Source organism: Paenibacillus peoriae (genome assembly GCF_022531965.1).
Lineage (GTDB): Bacteria > Bacillota > Bacilli > Paenibacillales > Paenibacillaceae > Paenibacillus > Paenibacillus polymyxa_D.
Window position 1 is genome coordinate 329,280 of the sequence record NZ_CP092831.1, and the last position, 25,442, is coordinate 354,721.

Genomic DNA, 25,442 nt, shown 5'->3' on the forward strand with positions numbered 1-25,442 from the left:
CACTCTCCGATGTCTTCAACATTCATTATACTGTAGTACATTCATCATACTATAGTTCATAGTCTTGGTGCACGGGTACAGGTAGAATAGAGCCATATAAGTTTAATGTAGATAGAGAAGCAAAGTGGAATAGAAAACCATACAGTAAAGACATTCAGGAGGATGACATTACTATGCTTAAAACGAAAATTATTTGTACTATGGGACCTGCCTGTGACTCCATTCATTTGTTAAAAGAAATGATCCAGGCTGGTATGACTGTAGCCCGCTTGAATATGGCTCACGGTGAGCTGGAAGATCACGTTAAACGTATCGAAAATGTGCGTCAGGCTGCGAAGGAAATGAATACCTTTATCCCTGTCATGATGGATATTAAAGGACCGGAAATACGGATTGGCAAGCTGAGAGAGGCATCTTGTCTGCTGAAGCCAGGTAGCCAGCTCATTCTGACCACAGAAGAGATTCTAGGGGACGAGCATCGTATTTCAGTGAATTACCCGGATATGCCGAAGGACATCAAACCAGGCGACCGCATTCTCATTGACGACGGTTTGGTTGATCTGACTGTAACCTCCATCGAAGGTACGGAAATGATTTGTAATATTGTAAGCGGCGGTATTTTGAAGCCGAGAAAAGGTGTAAACCTGCCAGGGATTCATACAACCCTTCCAGGCGTAACGGAGCGAGATGTGAGACACATCCAATTTGGGGTGGAGCAGCGCGTTGAGCTTATTGCGGCTTCTTTTGTGCGTAAAGGCGACGATATCCGCGAAATCCGTGAGATTTTGAAGGGCCATCATGCGGAGCATGTCCAAATTTATTCCAAAATTGAAAATGCTGAAGGCATGGAAAACCTGGATGATATTATCGAAGCTTCCGATGGCATTATGGTAGCCCGTGGCGATCTGGGCGTCGAGGTGCCGATTCAAGATGTGCCTGTGATGCAAAAAGAAATGATCGACAAGTGTAATCTGGTCGGCAAGCCCGTTATCGTAGCTACCCACATGCTGGAATCCATGCAGGTGAACCCGCGTCCGACGAGAGCTGAAGTTAGTGACGTGTTTAATGCCGTTATGCAAGGAGCCGATGTTGTTATGCTGTCAGGTGAATCTGCTGCAGGTAAATATCCTGTCGAGTCTGTACGGACCATGGCTGCGGTAGCTGCCAGTGCAGAATCACAATTGGATTATCAGGAGCAGTTCGATAAGCGCAGAGCACGTCAGAGCACCAACATTACCGAAGTGATTAGTCAGGGTGCGGTAAGTTCGTCTCTGGAGCTGGATGCCAAAGCGATTATTACCTCGACTGCCAGTGGATTCACGGCACGTATGGTATCCAAATATCGTCCGAAGGCGCCTATTATTGCGGTTACTCCGAATAATACGGTATTCGCTAAAATTTGCCTGTTATCCGGTGTGTTCCCGATCAAAGGGGATAAAGTAGCTACAACGGATGAAATGTTCGAATCCTCCATCCGTAACGCTCTGAATGCAGGATATATCCATAAAGGTGACACTGTAGTCCTGTCGGCGGGTGTTCCAGTCGCTGAGGCGGGCACCACTAACTTGATCCGAGTATACCAAGTGTAATTTACAACAAAATATAGACAGCAAAAAGGCGCCATCCCGTCGGGGGAGCGCCTTTTTGACATGAATTAAGAAGCACCTCTGAGGGTGTCATGAACTACGGCGTATAGCTGGCCACGTACGTCACTGACTTACAGCCCGAACACACTTTTAGCAACGACCTGTGTCAATTCTGCTTTATGGGCTTGATATTGCTCAGGCGTAATGCTCTTATTAGCCAGTCGTTGATCCAACTGCTCCGTTAACTGAGCTACTTGTAAATCAACGACAGCCTGTGCATCCTGATTATTGGTGTGTGCAATATCTGCCAAGGTTTGACCGTTATACAACGCTTCATATAATTGCTCATCCGAGGATGCGCCCAATGTTTTCAACAGTTCATCATCCTTGGAAGCTTCATTATCCTGTACCTGAGGGGCTCTCTCTGGAGCCAGTGTAGCAGCATTAGCCCGACTTCCCCAAGTAGAAGATTGCCCAATAGACAACGCCAGCAACAGTGTACAGATGACCAACATTCGTTTTCGATTCATAAGTGTAAAATCTCCTTTGTGTTTCATTCAATTTCTGACAGAGTGGAGCCTTATATGGATATCCAACGGGAGTAATGTTTATGCCTTTAGCCGATCCGGCTTATGTAGTTACCAGATTCTAATATACATCATACACACCCAATCTTAGTGCCAGCTTAATACTCGTTTAAAATAAACTAAAAGAGGAGAATGTAAACAGGTAAAGCTAAAAAAATTCATGGATGTGAATAATGGAAGTAATTTACCCTTTGGATTCTGCCGGATATGAAAAAAACCTCCTTCACAAAAGTGAAAGAGGTTTTAGACATCTGCAACCATTACAATTTAGGGTTTTTTCCATACTTATTGTCGCTAGGCTGACTGTCTTGGCAGAAGAATACAATCAAAATAATTGACCCTACGAGAGGGATCAGACTGATTAGAATCCACCATCCGCTTCTACCTGTGTCATGCAGTCTACGGGCCATAACGGCCAAGGATGGCAACAGGACAGCAAGAGAATAAATCAAAGTCAATACCGGTGATAAGCCTACAAGACTATCGATCAGGCTGACTACAAAGCTAGCGATTGCACTAAATAGTACAAACATCCAATACTCTGTACGTCTTGCTCTACCTTGGAATCCTACATAGTTTTTTAATCCATTTAAATACCATTGCATATATTTTCACCTCCTCATAAAATGTAAATATTTGTATTATAATCATCATAAAACAGTTGTTTTTAAATATATCGGCAGGTAACATATAGAATTTTACTTGTCAAATTATAACTTTAAACTAGGAATTAAAGCAATACATTTATTATAATTAATAATACAGTGAATAATTTATAAAAATATAAAATTACATATTGAATTTTCCATATCCATTGAATAATATAGAGGTACGGTTAACCGTCAGGTTTGAATAGGCCTTCTTAACAGAAGGTGCTTTTATTTTTCAAATCTATTGAAAGCGCTTTAAATTGGACAGGAGGGATAAGTAACTTTAAATTCGAGGGCGAAGAAGTTAATACAAACATAATCCTGACCGCTTTCCCAAAATTGTTTTATGTTATCAGGGATGTTCAAAACGAGAGGAGATTAATTTATGAAGCATTTATTTGTTCGTAAAGTAACGGCAGCTTCACTCGCAGGTGCGCTGTTGTTGCCTGCTTCTTTGGTAGGCGCCGAGCAAACACTCAATTTAGATACAGTTGAGGCTCAAAGTGTGGGTCAAACTTCCCTTCAGGCTCAAGATATGGGGAACCTTTCAATCCAAAGTAAAAAGGCCGTTTCCTTCAAGGAGACTTCCGTACATGATCCATCCATCCTGAAAGTGAAAGACACATTTTACATTTTTGGCTCCCATCTTGCGGCTGCCAAGTCCAAAGACCTCATGAATTGGGATACGATTGCTACAGGAGTGGCGAATGGTAATGCATTAATTCCCAACGTTAAAGAAGAATTAAAGGAAGCACTGGATTGGGCGCAGACAGACACGCTGTGGGCAGCTGATGTCATTCAACTGGCAGATGGCAAGTTCTATATGTATTATAACGCTTGTAAAGGTGATTCCCCGCGTTCAGCAATGGGCCTAGCAGTTGCTGATAAAATTGAAGGGCCGTATAAGAATAAAGGGATTTTTCTAAAATCCGGTATGTGGGACCAACCGAGTGAGGATGGGGCGATCTATGACGCAACCAAGCATCCGAACGCCGTGGACCCGGACACCTTTTACGATAAGAACGGCAAGCTGTGGATGGTATATGGCTCCTACTCAGGAGGCATCTTCATTATGCAGATGGATGAAAAAACAGGGAAGCCGCTCCCAGGTCAAGGCTACGGGAAAAAGCTGACAGGCGGCAACCATGCTCGTATGGAAGGGCCGTACATACAATACAGTCCGCAAACGGACTACTATTACTTGTTCCTATCGTATGGTGGATTGTCAGCGGATGGCGGATACAACCTACGGGTGGCTCGGTCCAAAACACCGGATGGTCCTTTCTACGATGCTGAAGGCAACGATATGATCAAGGTCAAGGCGAATCCGGACAAACCACTTTTTGATGACGCTTCCATTGAACCATACGGTGTCAAACTGATAGGTAATTACCTGATTCCAAGAGAAATTGGTGATCCGGGTACAGGACTGGGTGCAGGCTATGTGTCGCCCGGACACAACTCGGCTTATTATGATCCCAAGACGAAAAAGCATTTTGTCATTTTTCATTCACGTTTCCCTGGGAGAGGCGAACAGTTTGAAGTGCGGGTACATGAAATGTTCATGAACGCTGACGGTTGGCCTGTGGTTGCTCCTTATCGTTATTCGGGAGATGAGGATTCACTGAAAAGGCTGTCAGATAAGGATGTCCTCGGTCAATACTCGTATGTAAATCATGGGAAGGATATTTCGGCAAATATTAAGCAAGCTGTTATCGTCAATCTGGATCGCGGTGGCAAACTGTCTGGTGGAATGAACGGTACATGGAAGTTGGGGGCAGACAATCAGTTGGAAATTACAGCAGAGGGCACGAAGTACAAAGGTGTATTCCTGCGGCACCGTGATCCAGACACAGGTGCCAAGACGCTTGCTTTTACCGCATTATCCTCCAAGGGTGTTGCGGTATGGGGTTCGCTAAAGCCTGACCTGAAGGCCAGCAAGATTGTAACTGCTGTGCAGAAGGACCTTAGTCTGGGCGATACGAGCAATGTTCTTTATAATCTGACGCTACCTACTCAAGCAGCACAAGATACCACTATTTCATGGGAGTCCACCCACCCGGAGAATATTTCTGTGACAGGTGATGTATACCGTCCAGAAGCCGGTTCTCAGCCTGTAACAGTTACATTGACGGCGACCATTAAAAAGGACAAAGCCACCGCTAAGAAAAGCTTTACAGCCATTGTTCCCGGGCAGGCCCAAGGTCCTCAGCTCGCACGCTATTCGTGGAGTGAAGATCAAGGAACTACGGTTGTCGACAGCACATACAATCAATTTGATGGTAAGACCTATGGTGGTGCTGCATGGGATAAAGACGGGAAGCTTGGCGGTGCGCTTGTCCTAAACGGTAAGGATGGTTACGTGCAACTACCAAATACAGTAACAGATGCGAAGGATTTTACCTTTTCCGCTTGGGTGAACTGGAAGGGCGGTGCAGCTTGGCAACGGATTTTTGACTTCGGCAACGGCCAAGCCCGGCATATGTTTCTTACCCCTTCCCAAGGTAGCGGTGTACTCCAGTTTACAATCCATGAAGGTACGGATCAAAGCTTGCTTTCCAAATCATCATTACCGCTAAACCAGTGGACACATGTAGCGGTTACACTGGAAGGGAATACAGGGAAATTGTATGTAAATGGTGAGGAAGTAGCTGTTAATGACGGTATTACCTTTAATCCCAATGAGTTGCTGACGAGCGAGGCTTATCTCGGCAAAAGCCGCTTTGCCGCCGATGCTTACTTCAATGGCAGCCTGGATGAAGTTCAATTGTATAACAAAGCGCTGACAGCAGAGGAAATTAAAGCACTGGCAGAATTGTAGTTCAAAATAAGCAAATAAACGCAGGAGATGGGCTTTTATTAAGAAGTTCGTCTCCTGCGCAATGTTTTGTATATTTATTTCTTGATTGCTGGTATAATAGGTAGCAACTGCGGATATAATGTTTTAAGTAGGCGTTAATGACTCGCTCCCGCCGAATGAACACAGCTTTGAAGCAGCAATAGAGAACATAAGCACTCTGCATAAATTAAATTCACCAGTGCTTGCGTTTTCAATACACTTATGGTAATATGAGTATATTGAGATTGTGACCTGAGATTCGCATATTGTAGAGGGCTATTGTTTTAGGTTGAAATAACCTTGTGCAATATGTGAATTTTTATTTGTAAAAAATAAAGGTCATATAAATACATTTTGGAGGTAATTCCATGCAAACAGGTACAGTTAAATGGTTTAACGCAGAAAAAGGTTTCGGTTTCATCGAGGTTGAAGGTGGAAGCGACGTATTCGTACATTTCTCCGCAATCCAAGGCGAAGGTTTCAAATCTTTGGACGAAGGCCAACGCGTAGAATTCAACGTAGTTGAAGGAAACCGTGGACCACAAGCTGAGAACGTTGTAAAACTGTAATTTTAAATTACAGCCTACTTCAGATGCCCCGAACATAGCGTTTGGGGCATTTGTTTTTATCTGTTCATAAGACCGTTTTTGAACTGATTACATCTTATCGCTTTATAAATCATGAAGAAAGAGGGATGTTTATGTACAATTCACGGAAAAAGCCAATGGATGAGATTCCTGAGGAAATTACAACTGTCTGGAATTGCGCCAGCGATACATGTAACGGCTGGATGCGAGATAACTTCGCTTTTTCTGTCGAGCCGACATGCCCCATTTGCGGTTCTGCCATGGTGAAGGGCGAGAAAAAGCTGGCTGTTTTAAATAATACGAGCTTCAACCATACCAAACAATCCTAAGCGGATAAATGTTTGTAGTGAAAGATGCCCCATAGCCATTAACGGCGCTGAGGCGTCTTTTTTGTTTTTTATAAATATAAATTATACATAAGGATGAACAGGTTTTCAATTATGTGCGGAGGATGGGGCTAGTATGCTCAGTAAGATAGAGTTAAATTCGGGTAGCGCTTCGTAAAACACACCGTGGCCGCTTCGTTCGAAAGGAATAAGTCTTGATCCGGCAATTCCTTTTTGAGTTTGGACAGCCAGGGGGAAAGGACAGACCCGATCCAGCTTGCCGTGTAGAATCCAGGTGGGCACGTGTATACATGGCAAATCAGGGCGCAAATCAGAGTCACGTAGTGAGTACAAAGTACAAGCCATGCTATGAACTGTTGCCGCAAAGCCCTGGTCACGTAACCAGTCGCGTAAGCTCTGGCTGACGGGATTAGCAAACAACATTTCGCCAAAAGAAGTTACCAGTTGTGGACGATCTGTATAGGCTTGTTTGATGAGTTTATCTACCTCTGTGACAGGAGTACCATAAGGAAAGTCGCTGGTTGGGGTGAATCGAGGCGTAGCTGCTCCGATCAGGATCAACTGATTGACACCAAATCCCCGGTGTCTGCTCATGTAGCGTGTAACCACAGCTCCCCCCATGGAAAACCCGATCAGCCGTACCTGATTTAACTGAAGTGCCTGCATCACAGCCAGCAGATCGTCTGCCAATCGATCATAATTGTATCCATGCCATGGTCGATCAGACTTGCCGAACCCCCTAAGGTCGATCTGAATACAGCGATACCCGTAAGCAGGCAGCAAGGCGGCCTGGTATTCGTACATTCGGTGATCCAGCGGCCAGCCGTGCACCATCAGAACAGGGATGCCTTCTCCAATATCCTCGACATACAGCTTCACGCCGCGTTCCACCTCAATATAATATCCCATCGTGTTCACCCCTTTAGAAATCACGGAATTTCGTCTCTCTCACATATATGTAGCCAGGGCTTAGCTCATTCGAGAAAGGGATGGGACTGTCACGATATAAGCATATAGTATGTTAAAAAATGTATGTCATCCTGTATAGGGATAGGATATAATTATGGAATGAAACAGCATCGGGAGAGTGGAACAATGACACCATCAAAAACATTAAAATGGATTACAGGCGGATTGGAGCTATTTTTAGCTATTCCCGTTTTGGGCGGGCTACTCGTCGTAAATTCCGCGTATACTATATTGTTCTTTATGCTGATTTTCCACATTGTTACGTTGGTACTATCGGTGACGAATAGAGAGTCTTATTATGGATCTATTTTAGGGATCGTGACCTCGGTTATTGGATGGATTCCGATTGTGGGCTGGTTGATGCATTTGCTCTCAGGCATATTTTTGATGATTACCGCAGCTCAGCAGCCGCGTGATCAGTATCGTAATCGCAATCCTTATGATGATTATCGCTACTAGGGTAAGTGATTGATACGAAGATGAAAGATCCTGTTGAACAGGGTCTTTTTTTATTTATGAAATCTCCCCATGATAATGGTGTTGTAGTATTTGCCATCTGAAAGAACCTTATCGTTTTTTAATAACCCTTCGATTTCAAAACCATGTTTTTTATAAAGCTCAATGGCTTTATCATTCGTTTCCAAAACTTGTAGAGTCATTTTCTTGATGCCATTGGATTCAGCCCAGGAAATAGATTTTTTTAAAAGATTCGTCCCGATCCCGTAACTCCAAAAATCCTTTAGTACACATACGCCGAATTCAACTTTATGAGAGAATCTGCTCAGAACATGGCCCTCACATCTTGAAAATCCGACGATTTTATCATGAACTACTGCAACTAAAAATAGGTTTCTGTTATTCTCTGTATCCGTTTCGATGAGCTGTTCAAAACCGGATGTACTTATAAATGCTTCTCCCTTCTCTCTATCTAAATTTTCAGTTTCTCCATCAATCAGCAAGCGGATTTCAGACAAATTCTTCGCATCTTGAATCATGGCAGATCTGACCGTATAGCGCATTCCTTGCACATCAAATTCCTGTTGACTTATTTTCATTACGTTCTCCTTTTTATGGATTAGAGTGAAAAATGAATTCTGGATCATGTTAGTCTACCATATTATCTTATTTACATGATAAATAAGCCTGTCTTCTTCTGTTGTATCGCAGCAGGGGACAGGCTTATTGTCGTCTCTATCCGTACAGGGAAGCCGGACGGAGATTTATTATACATGAGTGGATGTGCCCAAACGGGAGCTGTAGCTATTTCTGCTTAGTAGAGGCTTTAGCTGCATTGGTTTTAGCAGGAGCCTTGGCATCTCCTTGAGCAGGAGTTTTACCTGCATCCGCTTTACCGCCATCTACTGGTGGCTTGGATGGTTTCACGCCATTCACCATATCTGTCATCATTTGTTTTAGATTAGAAACGCGTTGGTTATATTCGGTTGCTGTAATTTTACCGTTTTGTTTTTCCGTAGCCAGTTTCGCTTTCATATCCGAAACCATCACATCAATAACAGAATTTACACTTACGCCTTGTGCTTTGGCGATTGTAGCAAGGGATTTACCTGCTTTCAGCTGTGTATCCAATTGACTGGAGGATAATTTTAATAATTTCAGGAGAGCTTTGTTCTCAGCATAGTTTCCTCCTGCGATTTTAGGGCCGTTAGCATCGCCTGGGTTACCCTTAGGTGCCTGTGCTTTGTCTGCAAGGGGAGCCTTCTCAGGTGTAGTGGAAGCAGCATGAGCTGCGCTTGTGGAGTACAGTGCTCCGCCTCCTAAAAATGCTAACGCCATCGTTCCAGCTAAAATTGCTTTTTTGGTGCTCTTCATCTTCATTTTCCACCTTTCAGTAATGGGGTGTTTGGTACGTGGTACATCATAAGGGATCAACTTGAATGCTATCTGAGTGTAAGCTGAGCATTTACTGAATGAATTTGGAGAACGTGACTAACTGACATTTTGGCTAATAGAGTACTTGTATTATGTGTATTAAGTGATATAATACACTACAGGCACGATAGATGCAGCCGATTAGGGGGAAACACCCATGGAAGAGCAACGGGTTGGCTCGTTCCGATTTTTAATTGATTTTAGCCAGCCATTATATGAACAAATATTAAATCAAGTACGAAGCTCCATTGCTAAAGGGGAGATCGAAATGGGAAGCAAAATGCCGTCTGTTCGTGATCTGGCGCAGGAATTACGCATGAATCCGAATACCGTGATGCGAGCGTATCAGGAGCTGGAGCGGGACGGATTGACTGAGAAACGGCGTGGTCTAGGCACTTATGTTACGTCATCCAGTGAGCGGATTGCCAGCTTTCGGGAACAACTGGCTATGACGTATATAGATCAGTTTCTCGGACAGATGAGCAGCCTGGGACTATCCTGGGGAGATGTTCAGCAGTATATACGAAGCAAACAGGACGGAAATGAGAAGGAAGGAGGCGATAAGGCATGACGGAGTCTGTTGTGGTTGCGAATCATCTGGTGAAGCAATATGGCAGTAAAAAAGCGTTGGATCAATTGGATGTTGTCATTCCGGCAGGACGCATAGTAGGCGTGCTTGGACCCAATGGCTGTGGGAAGTCCAGCTTCTTTCGAGCGATCACTGGATTGATTCAGCCAGATGGGGGCGAGCTTCAGGTGTTGGGCCGACAGCCTGGTTGGGAAACCAACCGGGATATATCCTATCTTCCTGACCGGGCACGCTGGTACCCTAATCATACAGTTCAGCAGACGCTGGAATGGGGGAAGTCCTTTTTGCCTGGCTTCAATATAAAAGATGCCTATAAACTTGCTGATCATATGGGCGTGGAGTTGGAGTTGAAAATGGCCGGGTTGAGTCGCGGACAGGAGGCGCGTGTGCTACTGATTTTATGTTTGGCACGTGAGGTTCCACTCATGATTCTGGATGAACCGTTCGCAGGTATTGATGTCCTCTCCAGAGAGGCGATTGTGGCCGGGATTATTGATTATTTGGAGGGTCGGCAGCAATCTATACTCATTAGCACGCATGATATTCAGGAAGTGGAAGGCTTGTTTGACTACACGGTCATGATGGGCCGCGGACGGATCCTATGGTCTGGTGATTCGGATGATCTGCGTGCAGAGCATGGCTCGCTGAATCAGGTGTTCCGCAATTTGTACAAAAAGGAGTGGAAGGCGTGAATTCATCAGGGCTGTTCAAAGATTTAATACGCCATGAATTTCGAAATAAAGGAAGCTGGAGAAAACAGAGCCGCAATCGACTACCGAGATCGTGGAGACTTGTGTATTTCTCACTATTTCTCATTGCGGCGTTCGCTATTTCCTTGTACTTCGCGCTTCACAACCAACTCGAATTGACAAGGCTGTGGTATGTGACCCTGGGCTTGCCGTACATGATCATTTTCATGGGTGTGGGAAGTTTGAGACGAGAATGGGAAAATGACACCTACGGATGGTGGCTGACCCTTCCCTATCCGCGCATGTGGCTGATTAGCGCCAAATGGATTGCGGCAATTCTACAAACCATTGTCGTGATATTGTTCCTGTTTGTGGTGGGTTCTCTGTACGCATTGTTCATCTCATCAACGATACAGCCTTATACGCTCGCGGATGCAGCGTGCTTTATTGTAGCTGGATTGAACTGGTTTGTGATGATTATCGCTTTCACACCTTTTGTTATTGCGCTGGGCCTTCTGACTGCCAGTACCAAATACAGTACCTTGCGGCCGCTTAGCCCGATACTGTGGATTCTTTTGATGGGTGGCGGGAGTGTCTTTTATTGGTCGGGCGATCATGGGCTTTATGAGCAGTTTGATCATGCTCAGACAGGACAGTGGTTTTCTTTTACCTGGCATTTCCCGGTTGCGGTGTTGATCAGTTGGATTGCTGCGTATATATTAATCCGCTTGAACGCTTATTTGTTGGACAAAAAGCTGTCGATTTAGACTAGCGTATCCATATGATCTATGAGGAAGGAGTTACACCATGACGACGATATTCATATATGCATTGGTAGCTGTTCTGGTGGGCCTGATGATCTGGTTAAGAACCAAGAGACGAAGGGGGCCGATAAAGGGAAACGGAACCCGGATTCTCCTCCCCTTGTTTATCGCATTCCCGCTTATGATGATGTCTGTGTACCAATTAATGCATATTCCCGGTCAAACGTACGCGCCCCCCGCCTTTTGGGAACTGCTGGCTGCCGGGCTATTAGGGGCTCTGTTTGGCTATGTTATTTTGCTGCATACAGCGTATGAAAGACGGTCTGACGGTCTGATTTATCCCAAGCCGAACCAATATTTTAAATATATTATTATCGCTATTATCCTGATTCGCGTTGTTTTGACCCAGTACCTTAGTAGTTTGGGTACGTCCGAAATTAGCATGCTGGCAATTACGATGGCGTTGGTGTATATCTCGATCTGGCGAATCGGCAGCTTTATCAAGTTTCGGAGAACGTTATCCGTATAACAATAGCAGTGGGGTTAACAGCGGCTTACTATTCAAAAAGCGTTCATTCGCTTGCCGATAGGAGCCGCTTTTTTGAGTTTCGGCATTAGCAAGTTATCACACATTGTTATTGCTCCCCATATCCTTTATTCTAAGGCTTGTGGCTTGCATTGTAGCAGTACAAATATAAATTTTGAAAGGGGGGGTATTGAGGTTTCAAAAGATTTAAATGGGGTTTAAAGTTAGGTATGCGGGGAAAAATTGCTTTTTCGTGATTAGGTGTAACTTTATTAGTTACATAAAAAGGAATTGTATTCATATTCTATTTTACAGGTTGAGAGGGGCTTACATTCATGAAAAAACATACGGTTACTGCTGCACTCGCTGGTTTGCTTGTTCTGTCTTCTGCTGTACCGGCTTTAGCGGCCGAGGTAAAACCTGATACGGGTATTCAGGTTTGGGTAGATGGCAAGAAGGAGGCTTACAAAATTGCACCTATCGTGAGAAATAAGCAGGTCTTAATTCCCCTGAGACAATTGGCCTCCAGTTTGGGAATTCCGTTGGATGCCAAGCATATTACATTCAATACGGCGCGACAAAGCACGACCATCCGATATGATCAGGCGACGGTTGTACTGGTGTCTGGCAGTCCGGAAGCGCAAATCAACGGGATTAAAGTGCCACTGTCCACCTCGACCATCTTGACCAAGCAAGGGGTAACCTATGTACCGGTTGATGTCGTCAAAGAAGCCTGGGGCAAGCAAGTGATTTGGGACCCGGCCAGTCAGACCTTGCAAATCGGGGTGAACAATAAGGATAAGGTTGTAGAGATTCTGAAGAGCTTTGAAACGGGCGATACGAAAGCAGCTGAAGCTTGGATCAGCAAGGATCAGTACATTCAGCATAATCCGAGCTTTGCTAGCGGGAGAGATGCCTTTTTGCAAGGGATTAGCCAATCAAAGGGAGCCAATGTGCTTGTTGAAATCCAGCGGGTTATTCAGGATGGCAATGTTGTAGCAGTACATTATAAAAAGTCCATCGCAGGGAAAACAAGCATTGCTTTTGATATTTTCCGCTTCGATAGCAATGGTAAAATTGTTGAGCATTGGGACAACGTGCAAGACTCGGCTCCAGCCAATCCAAGCGGACACACCATGATTGATGGAGCAACACAAATCGCGGATTTCAACCAAACGGAGACCAACAAAGCGCTAATCCGCAAGTTTGTGGATGATGTCCTAGTTGGCAAAAATCGTGCTGCATTGGAAAGTTATTATAATGGTGATCAGTACATTCAGCATAACCCTCTTTTTGGTGACGGTGTATCCAAATTGAAGCAAGCATTTTCCGCAGCGGGAAGCCAAGGAGCTTCTTTTGGATATGATCAGGTTCACATGGTCATCGGAGAAGGCAACTTCGTGCTGGTTGTGAGTGAGTTGACATCGCCTAAGGGAACTTCAGCCGCTGTCTATGATCTGTTCCGGGTAGAGAACGGCAAGGTAGCGGAACATTGGGACGTAGTTCAGGAGGTTCCAGCTAAAACAGAGTGGAAAAATACAAACGGCAAGTTTTAAAAAAGTGCGTTTGGAGTAAGGCCTGATTGGCATGCTTTCCTAATCGTCCTCTTCCTGTTAAAATGATGCAAACTTATAACAGGAGGTTGGACGATGGAAGGCTTGAAGCAACGTGTGGGCTGCCTGCATGCACATCACTCGAACATAGCCTATGTGGAACGAGCTTTGGCTTCTTATGAGGTGGAGCTGATACATTTTGTGGACCCTGGGCTTATGCGCCGGATCTCGTCAGACCCGCATTTTTCTGCGGACGATGCCAGTCGCAAGGTAGAAGAGCAACTGAGATGGATTGCTCAAAGCGACATAGACGTTATTTTGATAACGTGCACGAATTATATTGTTTTGGCAGAAAAGGCTCAATTGCCCCTGTCTACACCAGTAATTGCGCTGGATGAGCCCTTTTTTCATGAGATATGCGATGATTTGCTGCCACGGACCTTGGTATTCACGAATCCGGCTACTGTAGAGGGAACGATGAAGCGTCTTTATCATACGGCTGCTCTGTTAGGCAAACCGGATATCTCTTCTTGGATAGAGGTCAAGGTGGTGGAGGACGCTTTTGAATTGATTATGCAGGGACGTGAAGACGAGTATAAGGAACTGCTGGTTCGTTCGCTGTATGAGCTAAGGGAGGCTGATCCAAGCAGAGGGCTGGCTGTAGCACAGTTGTCTATGGTTGATGCTGCGTTACAAGTGGAGCTGGAGACGGGGCAAACGGTTGGTAATCCCTTACGGTCGTTGTCGAATTCAATTGAGGACTTGTTAGGTTAAAAAGTATAACCAAAAGAACTTCCAACCCGTGTACTGGGACTGTGGAAGTTCTTTTTTTGGAGGTCGGCGAGCAGGTTACTTCTGCGTTGCTCATCACAGATTCTGTTGATCTTGGGTGATGAATACTGCGCCTGCTGATTCTCTTTGGACAAGCGTAACGTATAAACGTTCATGCTCCACGTCTTCCCCGGCGATGATTTTGAGAACTTGTTCGGCAGCTACAGCGCCCCATTTACGTTTGGAGTAGTCAATCGTTGTCAGACGGGGCTGAATATATTGCGCCAGCTCGATATTATCAAAGCCGACGATATGAATATCCTTGCCAATCGTCAGCTCTGACTGAGCCATTCGATTGTAAAAGCCCACTGCCATTTCATCATTGAGACAAAATACGGCTACAGGTTCTAAACCCGGGCCAACTTGTTGCTGCAAAATGATTTCCGCCGCCTGTTCGCCGCCCGATTTCTCAAAATCGCCGTAAATTTCAATCATTTCAGCGACGCCGCTACGCTCAATGGTCTGCTTGACCGCCTGCATCCGTTGCCATGAATCGTAAGAACCTTCTGGTCCGGTAACCACATAAAGCTTACGGTGTCCCAATTCCAATAGATGTTCTATGGCGAGAGCGGCGCCTGCTTTGTTATCCAGCAGCACCTGGTTAATGTTAGGATGATTCAGTTCACGGTCCAACACGACAACTTTATGTCCTCGCTCGGCGTAGTTCAGTAGCTCCTGACTTTCAAACGTCTGATCCAGCACAATGGCGCCGTCAATCATGCGTTCCGGCAGCATTCGGTGAGACTGCTTACCGCTACATACGATGAGATCATAGCCCTTGCGGTTCAAAATTTCCTTGATGCCGTACAGTAAATCTCCATAAACGTCTCCACGAAAATCAGTTAGGAAAACGCCAATAATTTTGGTCTGCCTTTTCTTGAGATTACGTGCGGCGGCATTGGGCACATAGTTAAGCTCTTTGGCAATGGCTAAAATACGTGCGCAAGTTTCTTCTGTTACCTTATCGCTACCATTCAAGGCATATGAAACGGTAGATATGGAAACGCCCGCCTGTTTGGCGATATCTTTAATGCTGACCACATCGTCACCTCCTTGTCGTCCGTCTTATCATTGCTATTGTATATTCATTATTAACCACATATCTATTCCAAATGTCGTAGTCCTACACCTAAGCAGCAAAGGGCGATCCCGCAAGATCGCCATCCCTTTGTTGCCTATACCAGATTAGCATCAAAAACTCTTTATAAAATAATCTCCAGACGATGTACACCATCATGCTCTGCTAACGTCTGCTCGAAAACCTCGCGTTTGATGCGTAAGGCACCGGAGCGGTAGCGATTATCGCCGGCTGGCTCGCTTTCCAGTGGTGTTCCATTCAATACTACACGGCCCTGCTCACCGCCAGTATGCTCTTGCAACATACGGTAGACGAAGGTGATCGGTTTCCCTGCAAAGGAAAACTTAAATTCCAATCCGTCGAGATGATCCGGCAGCACAGGGTCCAGGATCAGGTCTTCGCCTGACTGACGAACACCAAGGACATTCGATATCAGCTGATTCATATAGATTCCCGGACCGCTGGAATAGATTCTCCAACCGCCTTTGACGGGTACGGCTCCTTCACGCAGTTCACCAAACCGTTCCTGTGCTTCATAGCGGGAATTAAATTTACCGTCCGAGCTACTGAAATAGGCGTTGCTTTGGCGCCATTCGGCATTCGGTACGGACGCACGGATGCCGACCGGATTGATGAGCTTCAAGCTATGCCAAGCGTCATCCTTGCGTCCCAACTTGGCCATCGCTTCCGCAAAGCGGATATGGGCATGCACATATTGCAGCCCGACTTCACGTCCAAAGTTGGCCGCTTGCTCTGCGCGCTTGAAGTGCGAGCTCACACCGCCATCATACTGTGCAGGACGGTTCATCAGACGCACACCATCCGGGCAGAGGAACTGCTCACGGATGAGTTGCTCATGAGCCAATGCTTGCTCAGGCGTGAGCAGCTGGCTGATCATGCTGCGCGTCATCGGCAGCAAGCGGTAATGGATTCCCGTCTCAGTGTCAGACGGATGGAGCATCAGCTTAGGTTGACCGGGCTCTTCCATATACACGAAGCCCGGAATAATTCCGCTCTCCAGCATGTAGCGGTTGAAGTCTTTACGGATGCCATTGGCCATCTGATGTAGATCTTGTGCAATCTTGTCGGCTTCGCTTACTACACCCGCGGGGGCCTGCTCCAAAGCTGCAGCAAAGTTACTAATAACTTGGTAGGTGAGTGCAACCGTCCAGCTGCTCGCCATGTATTGCTTCAGCTGTGCATTGGCTGGCTGGAGGGTATCGTCCCAATCGCCGTCGCCATAGGCCGACAAATACGTATCATGCAGGAAATTATCTCGAATGTATTCGATTTCCTTCAGGGCATGTTCCATGAGAGTCGCGGTCTGCTTGGTATAATCGAAAGTATGTCGATGGGTGTAAGGTACATTTTCTTCCAGAATACTGTAATCACGGGTAGCGGTCAAATAATCGCCCAGTACCTTGAGCGGCCAGACGATAATATCCCCATGGCTTTCTTCTTGCTGCACGTGAGTATAGTTGTCAAACATAAACCATTGCGGCCAGTTTCCGCTGTCCTCGTACTGATGGCTGAAGACAGTCAGCAGAATGGAACGAACCTCATCGAACTTTTGCACAGCTGAGAAATATTCCACAGGCCCCTGACACACATCGCGTGTTCCCCAGGCTGCACCGCCGTATTGCTCCAGACCGTGAGGTACAGAATAGTGAACGAGCATATTATGGGTGTACCACCAAGCCACTGCGTTCACACGGAACAGCTCGCTTGTTTCATGTTGACCCAGCGATAGATGGAAACCGTTCATAAGCTCAGCAAAATATGCCCGATAGTGCTCGCGCTCATCTTCAAAGGAAGCGTGACGCTCTTTGTGTGCTGATTCTTGCCCGGCTGAAAGTCCATTCAGCCAACCCTGCACGGTGCAGGTCCATTCGCTGCTGTCACCCAGCTCTAGCACAACCAGAGATGCATCAGGGGAAGCATTACCCTGTAGCAGTGCGTGAGCATCGCTCACATGCTGTAATGGAGCGCCTTCTATGTGCATTCGGTACAGCAGGTCGGGATAGGCTTCGGCACTCAGGGAAGCAGAGTCTGCCCGGAAGAGTAGGGCGTCGCCTTCACGTTCCATATGAAACGGAAGCTCATATTCGTTCACATGCATAGACATTTGCTGAGTGATGAGGAACGGATAGGTTTTGCCACTTGCCGCACGCATGTGAAGCCGTACTTCTGGGCTATCGGCATTCGTATAGTTTGTAATAATGAATGTATCGTCAGCCGTTTTGTAGTACCAGCGCACATAATTAAAGCCAATCTCGAACAGGGAAGGCATCGTGAGCAGGCGGTATTTCCCTTGGATTCCGACATAAATGCGCTGACCGGATGTCTTGGGAATATTGAGCGCATTACGCGCGTTGGTAATCATTTTGTTGAAATTCGTATTGCCGATTACGAGCTGGGAATTGAACACCCCGTACATATAGGAGGTGGTTGTAATGGTTTCTTCCTTACCTCCTGAGTAATGCCCGCCCATTAAAATGTGCCCGTGGGGACGCTCTACACGAAGCTCTTTGGATTTGAGTACAACATGCTCATAGCTGTCCGTGAAAAAGGAAAGGAGTTTATTGCCATCCCGTTCTTCTTCCTGCCGTTTGGGGAAAAGTTGATTCACTTCGGCATCGGTGAAGTCCAGCGTACGCAGCGGCTCACCGATGGTTTGAGCTGGAGCCACACGCCCTGCCTGAAGATCACTTGCCGCGTGTGTCGGTATGCTGGTCTCAGAGGCGTCTGCTAGAACGGAAGTTACTTCGTCGCGTGCCTTTGTCACCAGTTCCTGATACTCCAGCTTTGTCACTGCGGCTGGATGATTGGGCTGGAACAGACCGTAAAAAGTAAAGCGAGCTTCCCCGGCAAGTTCCACTCGCTCGGACTGCAATGCGGTATAGGCGAATTCGTATTGGTATACTTCATTGGCGAGCGAGTCGCGACGGAGTGCTTCCGGCTCATTCGTTTCCTTGTACGATAGTCCAAAGAACTGAAATCCGTCTGTTGAGTACCCAACAGTGCGGGTTAACGAGCCTTGTTGAATGTATGGGAATGCCTGACTTTGAGGCTGGTTTTGACGTGAGCAAACGGTATAGCCTCTTTGTTCATCATAGTAGATGGTGTGGTCAATATATTGAGACAAATAAGCTTCATTACTGCGTACAGCAGCGGTATCGGCAATGCCGATATCCTGACCGTACACGACATCTGCTTCCACGTCATCGCCCTGTAGGGTTACATCCCAGAACCATACTCCCAGGCGGCTTAGCGTGAAGGTCACCTGATAGCCTACACCAGCGGTGAAACCTTCCCAAATAATCTGCTGATCTGTTTGTCGAATTACTCCCGGTGAGCGAACTCCAAGCAGGGGAGTGATACTTACACCGGATGGACGGTACAATCTCAAGTACAGATTGTTCAGGGAACCATCGACTGAATTGGTCAACAGCTGGTTGATCATCGTTGAGCCATGGGCGATCTTATACACATCACCGCTGCTCAAGAAGGTAAAAGACAGGTCGCCGGCCCGCAGCAAAATATTTTGATCCAGACTTGTATTCATCAAAGGGAACGCCTCACTTTCTTGTTTATTTCACTAACCGAAAACGGCTTTCGCTGGTATCTCGGCTGTTAGGTCCTGTAAAGACGGCAAATTCACCGCTGTCACTGCTGAAGCTCAAATCTGCATGATGATAGCGCAGCTGAGGCTCGGTCAATGCAAATTCCACTTCCCGGCTTTCGCCTGGGGCAAGAAGGACTTTGCAGAAATCTTTCAGTTCTTTCATTGGGCGAACCGTATCACCGCTGATATCACGAACATAGAACTGGACGGTTTCTTCGACTGGACGTGTTCCTGTGTTCGTTACCTGCACTTTCACGGTCAGTTCCTGACCAGGTATAAGGGTATCGCCGGAAAGCTGTACGCTATCATAAGCGACATCGGTATAACTCAGTCCATAGCCAAACGGGAATAAAGGTTCGTTCGGTACGTCTAGATATTGAGACACATAACGTTCTTTTGTATTCGGATCTAACTGCGGGCGTCCTGTATTAAAATGATTGTAGTACACGGGCACCTGTCCGACCGATTGCGGGAATGACATGGTCAGGCGACCCGTAGGTTCGGCATCACCGTACAACAAGTCGGCAATCGCCGCGCCGCCTTCGCCACCAGGGAACCAGGCTTCCAGTACAGCGTCTGCTTCTTCAATAACACCGTGCAGATCCAACGGACGACCATTAAATAATACGGCTACCATAGGCTTGTTCAGCGTCTTCAGGCGCTTCACCAGTTCCAACTGGGCTTGTGGCAGGCGAATATTGGAACGGCTGCCTGCTTCACCACTCATATCCGAGCGCTCTCCAAGCGCCAACACGATAACCTCTGCTTTGCTGGCAACTTGCAGAGCTTCTGCATATTGCTCCTCAGTTATATCGTCGATAGAGCAACCTGTCGCAACCGTGAGCAGCGAGGAGGATATTTTCGATTGGAACCCGTCAATAACGCGAATAGCTTCCTCTTGCGAACCGCTCCACGACCAAGAGCCCAAGATATCACCACTCTCTACAAAAGGCCCGATCAACGCAATATGTTGATTGCGATTCAATGGAAGAACGGAATCATTTTTGAGCAACACGCAAGATTTAATAGCTAATTCTTTGGCAACCGTACGGTGAGCTTCACAGAACACAACTTCACGTTCACGCTCAGGGTCTGCGCCGCGTAGCGGATTTTCGAACAAGCCCAGCTTTTGCTTGAGCTTCAATATACGCATTACTGCTTCATCAATGAGTGCTTCATCCAGCTGTCCGCTGCGAACCAGCTCAGGCAGATACCCGTTATAGCAAGAGGTCATCATTTCAATATCTACGCCAGCCAGCAGTGCTTTCTTCGCTGCCTCGCGCTCATCCTCGGCGATGCCGTGAGGGATAAGCTCCTTGATGGCGGCCCAATCCGAGATGAGTACACCATCAAAGCCCCATTCATCACGAAGCAAATCACGCATCAGGCGCTTATTGCCCGTTGCGGCTACGCCTTCTACGGTATTGAAGGACGTCATCACCATTTCGCAGCCTTCATCTAAGGCAGCTTTATAGGAGGGAAGATAATACTCTCGCAGCTGCCATGCGGATACATCTACAGTGTTGTAATCCCGTCCGCCTTCACCAGCTCCATATGCGGCAAAATGCTTCACGCATGCGGCCACCCGGTCGGTATCGTTCGTCAGATCTTTACCCTGAAATCCGCGCACAAACGCACGGGCAAATTGACTGTTGAGATGAGGGTCTTCCCCAGTAGATTCCATCACACGGCCCCAGCGCGGGTCACGCACCAGATCGACCATAGGGGCGAATGTGACGTGAACACCGGATACAGCCGCCTCGCGGGCAGCAATGGTAGCGCTCTCTTCTGCCAGCTGCATATCCCATGAGCAACCAATAGCCAGCGGTATAGGGAAAATCGTTTTGAAGCCATGTACAATATCTGCCATAATTAAAAGCGGAATACCCAGACGGTTTTTACTCAAATGAGCCTGCTGAACACGAATTGCTTCCTTGGCCCCTGCGATGCCAAGCACGGAACCGACGTTATGGACATTTTTCTCTGTGATGCCAAGAGAAGCCATAGGGCCGGTAATTTGACTATCTGTTCCCGCTTCTTCAAAGAAGGCACCTACAAGCTGTAGCAGTTGATCAACTTTTTCTTCAAGCGTCATGCTTTCTAAATAGGAATTCAGGTGTTGTTCCATCATAATCCTCCATAAGCTGTATTGTTGGTGGACAGCTCTCTTTTTCAGATTCATGAGATTTTTTGGATAAAGATGATTCAAAAAAGTGCTAAAAAGGCTAATAGCTAGTATAGAAGCATAATGTTCTGTCGTATTATTAATCGAAACGTTTCTATTATTGAACTCAGTTGGATTATATACGCTTTCAAATACAGAGTCAAATCCAATTCAGGGTCTTTTCATAGGTTAAATAACGTAATAAAGATGATATATATGAAAAAAAGTTGGTATTCTGAGCAAATAAAAAATAATATTCCTATTGAATACGGTTTCAATTTGTTCTATAATGACTATCGAAACGTTTCTATTGAGGGGTATGGTCCTTGTGCTTTGAACATAAGTGTTATAGCGGTATGCTTTAATCGCTAGGTATTTACATGCATCAGGATTTTACAAAATTCGATTCTTGTCGTTTCAAAGTGCAATATATGGACGAATTAAACCATTTCGTTCTATATAATGTTCATTGGAAGTTGCTTATTGAATTTTTGCAAAGTCCTCGTATTTGAATCCGTTATCATATTGCATGATCGGTAAACCGGTCATCTCGGGAGGAATTCGTATGATGAAAAGAACGTTAGGGATCATTTTGGCAAGTACCTTATTACTGGGGGGCGCGCTGGTGGGCTGCTCGTCCAAGGATGATTCGTCTGGCAAAGATGCGAGTGGCAAGACGACCATCACCTTATGGGGTATGGGAGCGGAAGGAAAGCTGCTGCCTGAAATTGTGAAAGGTTTTGAAAAGGAAAATCCGGATATTCATGTTGAGGTACAGGCGTTGCCTTGGGATAACGCTCACGATAAGCTGCTGACAGCAGTTGCTTCAAAATCCGGTCCGGACGTGGTTCAGTTAGGTACATCATGGGTTCCAGAACTTGCGTCTGCGGGTGCATTGACGGATATTACCCCTTATATCAGCAAGTATCCTGAGCTGGAATCGAAGAATTTCTTCGAGGGTGCTGTAGGTACGACAAAATTTGAAGGAAAACCGGTCGGTGTGCCTTGGTACACTGAAACGAGAGTTTTGTTCTACCGTTCTGACCTGCTGAAACAAGTCGGATATAATGAAGCACCTAAAACGTGGGAAGAGCTTTCCGATGCTGCCCAAAAGCTGGCGGCTCGGGGCAAAGGCAAATATGGTATCTCCTTTAGTGCAAAGGAGCAGTCTATGGGCTTTATGTTTGCTCTCCAGAACGGTTCCAAACTGGTTGACGAGCAGGGCAATCCGCTGTTCAACCAACCACCGTTTGTAGATGCTGTGAAGTATGTAAATACCTTTTTCCAAAATGGCTCTAACGCAGTGGATATTGGAATTGACTCCGTTCAAGGTTTGCAAGGCGAGGGGATCGTTCCAATGTTTATCAGCGGCCCTTTCATGATTAAAGAAATCAAGAGCAAGGCACCAGAACTGGAAGGTAAGTGGAATATAGCGGAGCTTCCTGGAAAAGTAAACAACCTGTCCGTTTTGGGTGGTGCCAACCTTTCAATTATGAAATTCAGCAAGCATCCAGAGGAGTCAGCCAAATTCCTGGCTTACATGAGCAAACCAGAAACGCAGCTGAAATGGATGGATCTGTCCAGTAACTTGCCTGCGACTACTAAATCGTGGGAAGATGCCAAACTGAAGAGTGATCCGATGCTTCGGACGATTCGCAAACAGCTAGATCATTCCGCAGCATTGCCGCAACTGGCTGCATGGGAAGAGGTTTCTCAACAATTTATCAAGAGCTTCGAGCGTATTTACCGCGGTCATGCCGATGTACAAAAGGAAATGGATGACTTTAATCAGCAGGCTGCAAGTATTATGAAAAAATAATGATCCATATCCGCCATTGTCAAAGGGAGTGAAGGCATGAAAGGAAGCTCGCAGAAGCTTGCGCCATACTTGTTTATCGGTCCCTCCATCATCCTGTTAACGCTGTTTTCGCTGTTGCCGATACTACTGGCGCTCGTGATCAGCTTCACGGATATGGATCTGTCCGGACTCGTTAATTATGATAGTATTCGCTTTATAGGTCTCGAAAATTATACAAACGTACTATTGGACCCTTCCTTTATAAAGTCCCTTGGTAATACCCTGTTCTTCGTCATCATCGGTGTTCCGTTGGTGCTGATATTTTCGCTTAGCATCGCGATTCTGATTAACATGGGTAAATCACGTGCTTTCAAAATATTCCGCGTCGTGTTCTATCTACCATCCGTAACGAATGTGGTTGCGGTCGCGGTCGTTTGGAGCTATCTGTATAATCCGACGCTGGGATTATTCAACTATGTACTTGGTCTGATGAATTTAGGTCCCGTCCCATGGCTGACTGATCCAACAGTAGCGAAAGTTTCGTTGATTGTGTTAGCAGTTTGGCGGGGCATCGGTTTAAACATGATTATTTTTATTGCGGCTATTAAAGGGATTCCGGGTTCTTATTATGAAGCGGCTCAGCTTGACGGGGCCAATACATGGCAGCAAATTCGTTATATTACGCTACCGCAGCTTCGTTACGCTATTTTCTTCGTGTCCATTACGACGATGATCGGCTGGCTGCAATTTTTCGAGGAACCGTTTGTCATGACCAAAGGGAAACCGCTCGACGGCACGCTGACGGCATCCCTGTTCATTTACAATAACGGCTTCCAATTTAGTAAATTCGGGTATGCCGCGGCGGGATCGTTCATTCTGTTCTTCGCGATCATCGCGGTAACGCTGATTCAGTTCCGTTTGCAAAATAAAGCGGAGTCCTGATAGAGAGAGGTGATGAACGTGAGAACAGCTGTTCAGCAAGCCCGCGCCAATACGCGCAGTGGTGAAAAAACATTTCAATGGTTCGTGGCGACTCTCCTGACCGTGGGAGGTCTGTTGATGGTGCTGCCTTTTGCGTGGATGATTTTATCCTCCTTTAAGACTGAGGGCGAGGTAACCCAAATTCCCCCGACCATCTGGCCGCAGCATTTTACACTGGATAATTTTAAATTACTATTCGATAGCATGGCTTTTGGAACCTATCTGACGAATACGCTGATCATTGTTTTAGCTTCTTTCTTCGGATTATTCCTGAATGCCATGGCGGGTTATGGCTTTGCCAAATTCCAATTTAAAGGCAAAGGGTTTCTGTTCTATCTGGTACTAGCAACGATGATGATTCCAGGTCAAGTGACGATGATTCCCGTCTATTTGATTCTGAACCAGATGGGATTGACCAATTCCATGCTGGGGATTGTCCTGCCTGGATTGGTAGGCGCGTTCGCGATCTTCCTGTTCCGGCAGTTCATGTCCGATATCCCGGAAGAACTGCTGGAGGCGACACGTCTGGATGGAGCAGGGGAATTCCGCACTTTTTTACAAATTGTGCTGCCCATTTCGACGCCAATTATCGCAGTACAGGCCATCCTGACCTTCATCGGTGGATGGAACAGCTTCTTGTGGCCACTCATTATTGCGAACGATGAGAAGCTGTACACCTTGTCCGTCGGACTGTCACTGCTCAAGGGACAGAACGAAAGCCAATTTGCCCTGCAAATGGCAGGTTCGACCTTCATGGTCGTTCCGATCATGATTATCTTCATTGTTTTCCAAAAGTATATTATTGAGAACTATACGATTTCGGGGATTAAGTAATAGTTTAATACGTAAATTGATAAACAAAAAAAACGGAGGACTTCAAAGTTTAATCCAAAGAAGCCCTCCGTTTTTTGTGTTTTTGTTTTATAGAAAAATTAGAAAATCCCGGCCCGCTCACATTCATTCTAAAAAGTTGCGGCCTCCAGAATCATTAGGGTATGCATTACATTAACAACGACCGGCTTTTTTCGGCAAAGAAAACTATGCTTTTATTATATTTAATTGAAAATATTTCAAAATAGTAGGTTAACAAATTTTACACAATTACCTCAAAAAAAGTATGGAGTGTAACGAAAAAAATGATTATATTGGAAAAGAAATAAAAAAATATAAAAAATGAGGTGAATCAAATTGTTCGATCCTGTTAACCAAGCAGCTGAAGGCAGTGTTTCTCCTATGACGTGTGTTTTTTGTGATACACGTGATCGTTGTGTAGGTTGTGATGCTACCGATTGGTTTTGTAGCAAAGAAAGTGGTCATTGGTGTACTAATAATGATAGCGATTAATTAAAGTAAAACTTGCAACGATAGGGCTTTCAAACACAGATAGTC

At 45.9% G+C, this 25,442-nt stretch carries 22 protein-coding genes; 14 read left to right on the forward strand and 8 right to left on the reverse strand.

Annotation, left to right across the window (positions count from 1 at the left end):
• Positions 1-173 precede the first annotated feature (173 nt).
• Positions 174-1,589 (forward strand): pyruvate kinase, encoded by a 1,416-nt coding sequence (pyk, locus tag MLD56_RS01415; RefSeq protein WP_029516863.1) that lies wholly within the window; start codon positions 174-176, stop codon positions 1,587-1,589.
• A 128-nt stretch (positions 1,590-1,717) separates the two neighbouring features.
• Here pyk and MLD56_RS01420 read toward each other — a convergent pair whose 3' ends face one another.
• On the reverse strand, positions 1,718-2,116 hold the full coding sequence (locus MLD56_RS01420) for a hypothetical protein (protein ID WP_029516862.1): 399 nt from the start codon (positions 2,114-2,116) through the stop codon (positions 1,718-1,720).
• 317 nt (positions 2,117-2,433) lie between these two features.
• On the reverse strand, positions 2,434-2,778 hold the full coding sequence (locus tag MLD56_RS01425; RefSeq protein ID WP_029516861.1) for a DUF805 domain-containing protein: 345 nt from the start codon (positions 2,776-2,778) through the stop codon (positions 2,434-2,436).
• Between the two features lie 430 nt (positions 2,779-3,208).
• Here MLD56_RS01425 and MLD56_RS01430 point away from each other — a divergent pair, with 430 nt between their 5' ends.
• The 3 genes from MLD56_RS01430 (at position 3,209) to MLD56_RS01440 (ending at position 6,578) form a co-directional block, all read left to right on the forward strand.
• On the forward strand, positions 3,209-5,644 hold the full coding sequence (locus MLD56_RS01430; RefSeq protein WP_029516860.1) for an arabinan endo-1,5-alpha-L-arabinosidase AbnB: 2,436 nt from the start codon (positions 3,209-3,211) through the stop codon (positions 5,642-5,644).
• Positions 5,645-6,030: 386 nt separating this feature from the next.
• Positions 6,031-6,231 carry a cold-shock protein gene (locus MLD56_RS01435; RefSeq protein ID WP_007428290.1) on the forward strand — a complete coding sequence of 67 codons (201 nt, stop codon included), beginning with the start codon at positions 6,031-6,033 and terminating at the stop codon, positions 6,229-6,231.
• Positions 6,232-6,362: 131 nt separating this feature from the next.
• Positions 6,363-6,578, forward strand: coding sequence for a cold-shock protein (locus tag MLD56_RS01440; RefSeq protein ID WP_013308357.1), 216 nt, complete (start codon positions 6,363-6,365; stop codon positions 6,576-6,578).
• A 105-nt stretch (positions 6,579-6,683) separates the two neighbouring features.
• Here the strand turns inward: MLD56_RS01440 and MLD56_RS01445 are convergent, their stop codons facing one another.
• Positions 6,684-7,505 (reverse strand): alpha/beta fold hydrolase, encoded by an 822-nt coding sequence (locus tag MLD56_RS01445; RefSeq protein WP_029516859.1) that lies wholly within the window; start codon positions 7,503-7,505, stop codon positions 6,684-6,686.
• 186 nt (positions 7,506-7,691) lie between these two features.
• Here MLD56_RS01445 and MLD56_RS01450 point away from each other — a divergent pair, with 186 nt between their 5' ends.
• Positions 7,692-8,024, forward strand: a complete 333-nt coding sequence (locus tag MLD56_RS01450) for a hypothetical protein (RefSeq protein ID WP_029516858.1) — start codon at positions 7,692-7,694, stop codon at positions 8,022-8,024.
• 50 nt (positions 8,025-8,074) lie between these two features.
• On the opposite strand, the gene MLD56_RS01455 is transcribed toward MLD56_RS01450, so the two are convergent.
• Together MLD56_RS01455 and MLD56_RS01460 are read right to left on the reverse strand one after the other, a co-directional pair.
• On the reverse strand, positions 8,075-8,620 hold the full coding sequence (locus MLD56_RS01455) for a GNAT family N-acetyltransferase (RefSeq protein ID WP_029516857.1): 546 nt from the start codon (positions 8,618-8,620) through the stop codon (positions 8,075-8,077).
• Between the two features lie 205 nt (positions 8,621-8,825).
• The gene (locus MLD56_RS01460) at positions 8,826-9,395 is read right to left on the reverse strand and encodes a hypothetical protein (protein WP_029516856.1); all 570 of its coding nucleotides are present in this window, start codon (positions 9,393-9,395) and stop codon (positions 8,826-8,828) included.
• Positions 9,396-9,612: 217 nt separating this feature from the next.
• Here MLD56_RS01460 and MLD56_RS01465 point away from each other — a divergent pair, with 217 nt between their 5' ends.
• The 6 genes from MLD56_RS01465 (at position 9,613) to MLD56_RS01490 (ending at position 14,350) form a co-directional block, all read left to right on the forward strand.
• Positions 9,613-10,026 carry a GntR family transcriptional regulator gene (locus MLD56_RS01465; RefSeq protein WP_029516855.1) on the forward strand — a complete coding sequence of 138 codons (414 nt, stop codon included), beginning with the start codon at positions 9,613-9,615 and terminating at the stop codon, positions 10,024-10,026.
• A complete protein-coding gene (locus MLD56_RS01470) occupies positions 10,023-10,736 on the forward strand; it encodes an ABC transporter ATP-binding protein (protein ID WP_029516854.1) in 714 nt (237 codons plus the stop codon). The genes MLD56_RS01465 and MLD56_RS01470 overlap by 4 nt, the downstream gene beginning before the upstream one ends.
• Positions 10,733-11,500: an ABC transporter permease subunit gene (locus MLD56_RS01475; RefSeq protein ID WP_029516853.1), complete on the forward strand. Its 768-nt coding sequence runs from the start codon at positions 10,733-10,735 to the stop codon at positions 11,498-11,500. Before MLD56_RS01470 ends, MLD56_RS01475 begins: the two co-directional genes overlap by 4 nt.
• 40 nt (positions 11,501-11,540) lie before the next feature.
• Positions 11,541-12,026 carry a CcdC protein domain-containing protein gene (locus MLD56_RS01480; RefSeq protein ID WP_029516852.1) on the forward strand — a complete coding sequence of 162 codons (486 nt, stop codon included), beginning with the start codon at positions 11,541-11,543 and terminating at the stop codon, positions 12,024-12,026.
• A gap of 332 nt (positions 12,027-12,358) precedes the next feature.
• On the forward strand, positions 12,359-13,579 hold the full coding sequence (locus MLD56_RS01485) for a stalk domain-containing protein (protein ID WP_029516851.1): 1,221 nt from the start codon (positions 12,359-12,361) through the stop codon (positions 13,577-13,579).
• A gap of 93 nt (positions 13,580-13,672) precedes the next feature.
• Complete coding sequence (locus tag MLD56_RS01490; RefSeq protein ID WP_029516850.1) at positions 13,673-14,350, forward strand: hypothetical protein; 678 nt, start codon at positions 13,673-13,675, stop codon at positions 14,348-14,350.
• 93 nt (positions 14,351-14,443) lie between these two features.
• On the opposite strand, the gene MLD56_RS01495 is transcribed toward MLD56_RS01490, so the two are convergent.
• From MLD56_RS01495 to MLD56_RS01505, 3 genes are all read right to left on the reverse strand, one after another.
• Entirely contained in the window at positions 14,444-15,448 is a 1,005-nt protein-coding gene (locus MLD56_RS01495) for a LacI family DNA-binding transcriptional regulator (protein WP_029516849.1), read from the reverse strand.
• Positions 15,449-15,609: 161 nt separating this feature from the next.
• A complete protein-coding gene (locus tag MLD56_RS01500) occupies positions 15,610-19,050 on the reverse strand; it encodes a GH36-type glycosyl hydrolase domain-containing protein (RefSeq protein ID WP_029516848.1) in 3,441 nt (1,146 codons plus the stop codon).
• A gap of 25 nt (positions 19,051-19,075) precedes the next feature.
• Complete coding sequence (locus MLD56_RS01505; RefSeq protein ID WP_029516847.1) at positions 19,076-21,238, reverse strand: glycoside hydrolase family 3 N-terminal domain-containing protein; 2,163 nt, start codon at positions 21,236-21,238, stop codon at positions 19,076-19,078.
• A 601-nt stretch (positions 21,239-21,839) separates the two neighbouring features.
• On the opposite strand from MLD56_RS01505, the gene MLD56_RS01510 reads away from it, so the two are divergent.
• The 3 genes from MLD56_RS01510 to MLD56_RS01520 are packed head-to-tail and all read left to right on the forward strand — an operon-like array spanning position 21,840 to position 24,887.
• Entirely contained in the window at positions 21,840-23,093 is a 1,254-nt protein-coding gene (locus MLD56_RS01510) for a sugar ABC transporter substrate-binding protein (RefSeq protein ID WP_029516846.1), read from the forward strand.
• A gap of 36 nt (positions 23,094-23,129) precedes the next feature.
• Positions 23,130-24,014, forward strand: a complete 885-nt coding sequence (locus MLD56_RS01515; protein WP_029516845.1) for a carbohydrate ABC transporter permease — start codon at positions 23,130-23,132, stop codon at positions 24,012-24,014.
• A 12-nt stretch (positions 24,015-24,026) separates the two neighbouring features.
• The gene (locus tag MLD56_RS01520; RefSeq protein ID WP_241869229.1) at positions 24,027-24,887 is read left to right on the forward strand and encodes a carbohydrate ABC transporter permease; all 861 of its coding nucleotides are present in this window, start codon (positions 24,027-24,029) and stop codon (positions 24,885-24,887) included.
• Positions 24,888-25,442 lie beyond the last annotated feature (555 nt).

Coding starts and splice junctions, on each gene's coding strand:
- pyk (WP_029516863.1), top strand. CDS start 174: ATGCTTAAAACGAAAATTATTTGTACTATGGGACCTGCCTGTGACTCC.
- MLD56_RS01420 (WP_029516862.1), bottom strand. CDS start 2,116: ATGAATCGAAAACGAATGTTGGTCATCTGTACACTGTTGCTGGCGTTG.
- MLD56_RS01425 (WP_029516861.1), bottom strand. CDS start 2,778: ATGCAATGGTATTTAAATGGATTAAAAAACTATGTAGGATTCCAAGGT.
- MLD56_RS01430 (WP_029516860.1), top strand. CDS start 3,209: ATGAAGCATTTATTTGTTCGTAAAGTAACGGCAGCTTCACTCGCAGGT.
- MLD56_RS01435 (WP_007428290.1), top strand. CDS start 6,031: ATGCAAACAGGTACAGTTAAATGGTTTAACGCAGAAAAAGGTTTCGGT.
- MLD56_RS01440 (WP_013308357.1), top strand. CDS start 6,363: ATGTACAATTCACGGAAAAAGCCAATGGATGAGATTCCTGAGGAAATT.
- MLD56_RS01445 (WP_029516859.1), bottom strand. CDS start 7,505: ATGGGATATTATATTGAGGTGGAACGCGGCGTGAAGCTGTATGTCGAG.
- MLD56_RS01450 (WP_029516858.1), top strand. CDS start 7,692: ATGACACCATCAAAAACATTAAAATGGATTACAGGCGGATTGGAGCTA.
- MLD56_RS01455 (WP_029516857.1), bottom strand. CDS start 8,620: ATGAAAATAAGTCAACAGGAATTTGATGTGCAAGGAATGCGCTATACG.
- MLD56_RS01460 (WP_029516856.1), bottom strand. CDS start 9,395: ATGAAGAGCACCAAAAAAGCAATTTTAGCTGGAACGATGGCGTTAGCA.
- MLD56_RS01465 (WP_029516855.1), top strand. CDS start 9,613: ATGGAAGAGCAACGGGTTGGCTCGTTCCGATTTTTAATTGATTTTAGC.
- MLD56_RS01470 (WP_029516854.1), top strand. CDS start 10,023: ATGACGGAGTCTGTTGTGGTTGCGAATCATCTGGTGAAGCAATATGGC.
- MLD56_RS01480 (WP_029516852.1), top strand. CDS start 11,541: ATGACGACGATATTCATATATGCATTGGTAGCTGTTCTGGTGGGCCTG.
- MLD56_RS01485 (WP_029516851.1), top strand. CDS start 12,359: ATGAAAAAACATACGGTTACTGCTGCACTCGCTGGTTTGCTTGTTCTG.
- MLD56_RS01490 (WP_029516850.1), top strand. CDS start 13,673: ATGGAAGGCTTGAAGCAACGTGTGGGCTGCCTGCATGCACATCACTCG.
- MLD56_RS01500 (WP_029516848.1), bottom strand. CDS start 19,050: ATGAATACAAGTCTGGATCAAAATATTTTGCTGCGGGCCGGCGACCTG.
- MLD56_RS01505 (WP_029516847.1), bottom strand. CDS start 21,238: ATGGAACAACACCTGAATTCCTATTTAGAAAGCATGACGCTTGAAGAA.
- MLD56_RS01510 (WP_029516846.1), top strand. CDS start 21,840: ATGATGAAAAGAACGTTAGGGATCATTTTGGCAAGTACCTTATTACTG.
- MLD56_RS01515 (WP_029516845.1), top strand. CDS start 23,130: ATGAAAGGAAGCTCGCAGAAGCTTGCGCCATACTTGTTTATCGGTCCC.
- MLD56_RS01520 (WP_241869229.1), top strand. CDS start 24,027: ATGAACGTGAGAACAGCTGTTCAGCAAGCCCGCGCCAATACGCGCAGT.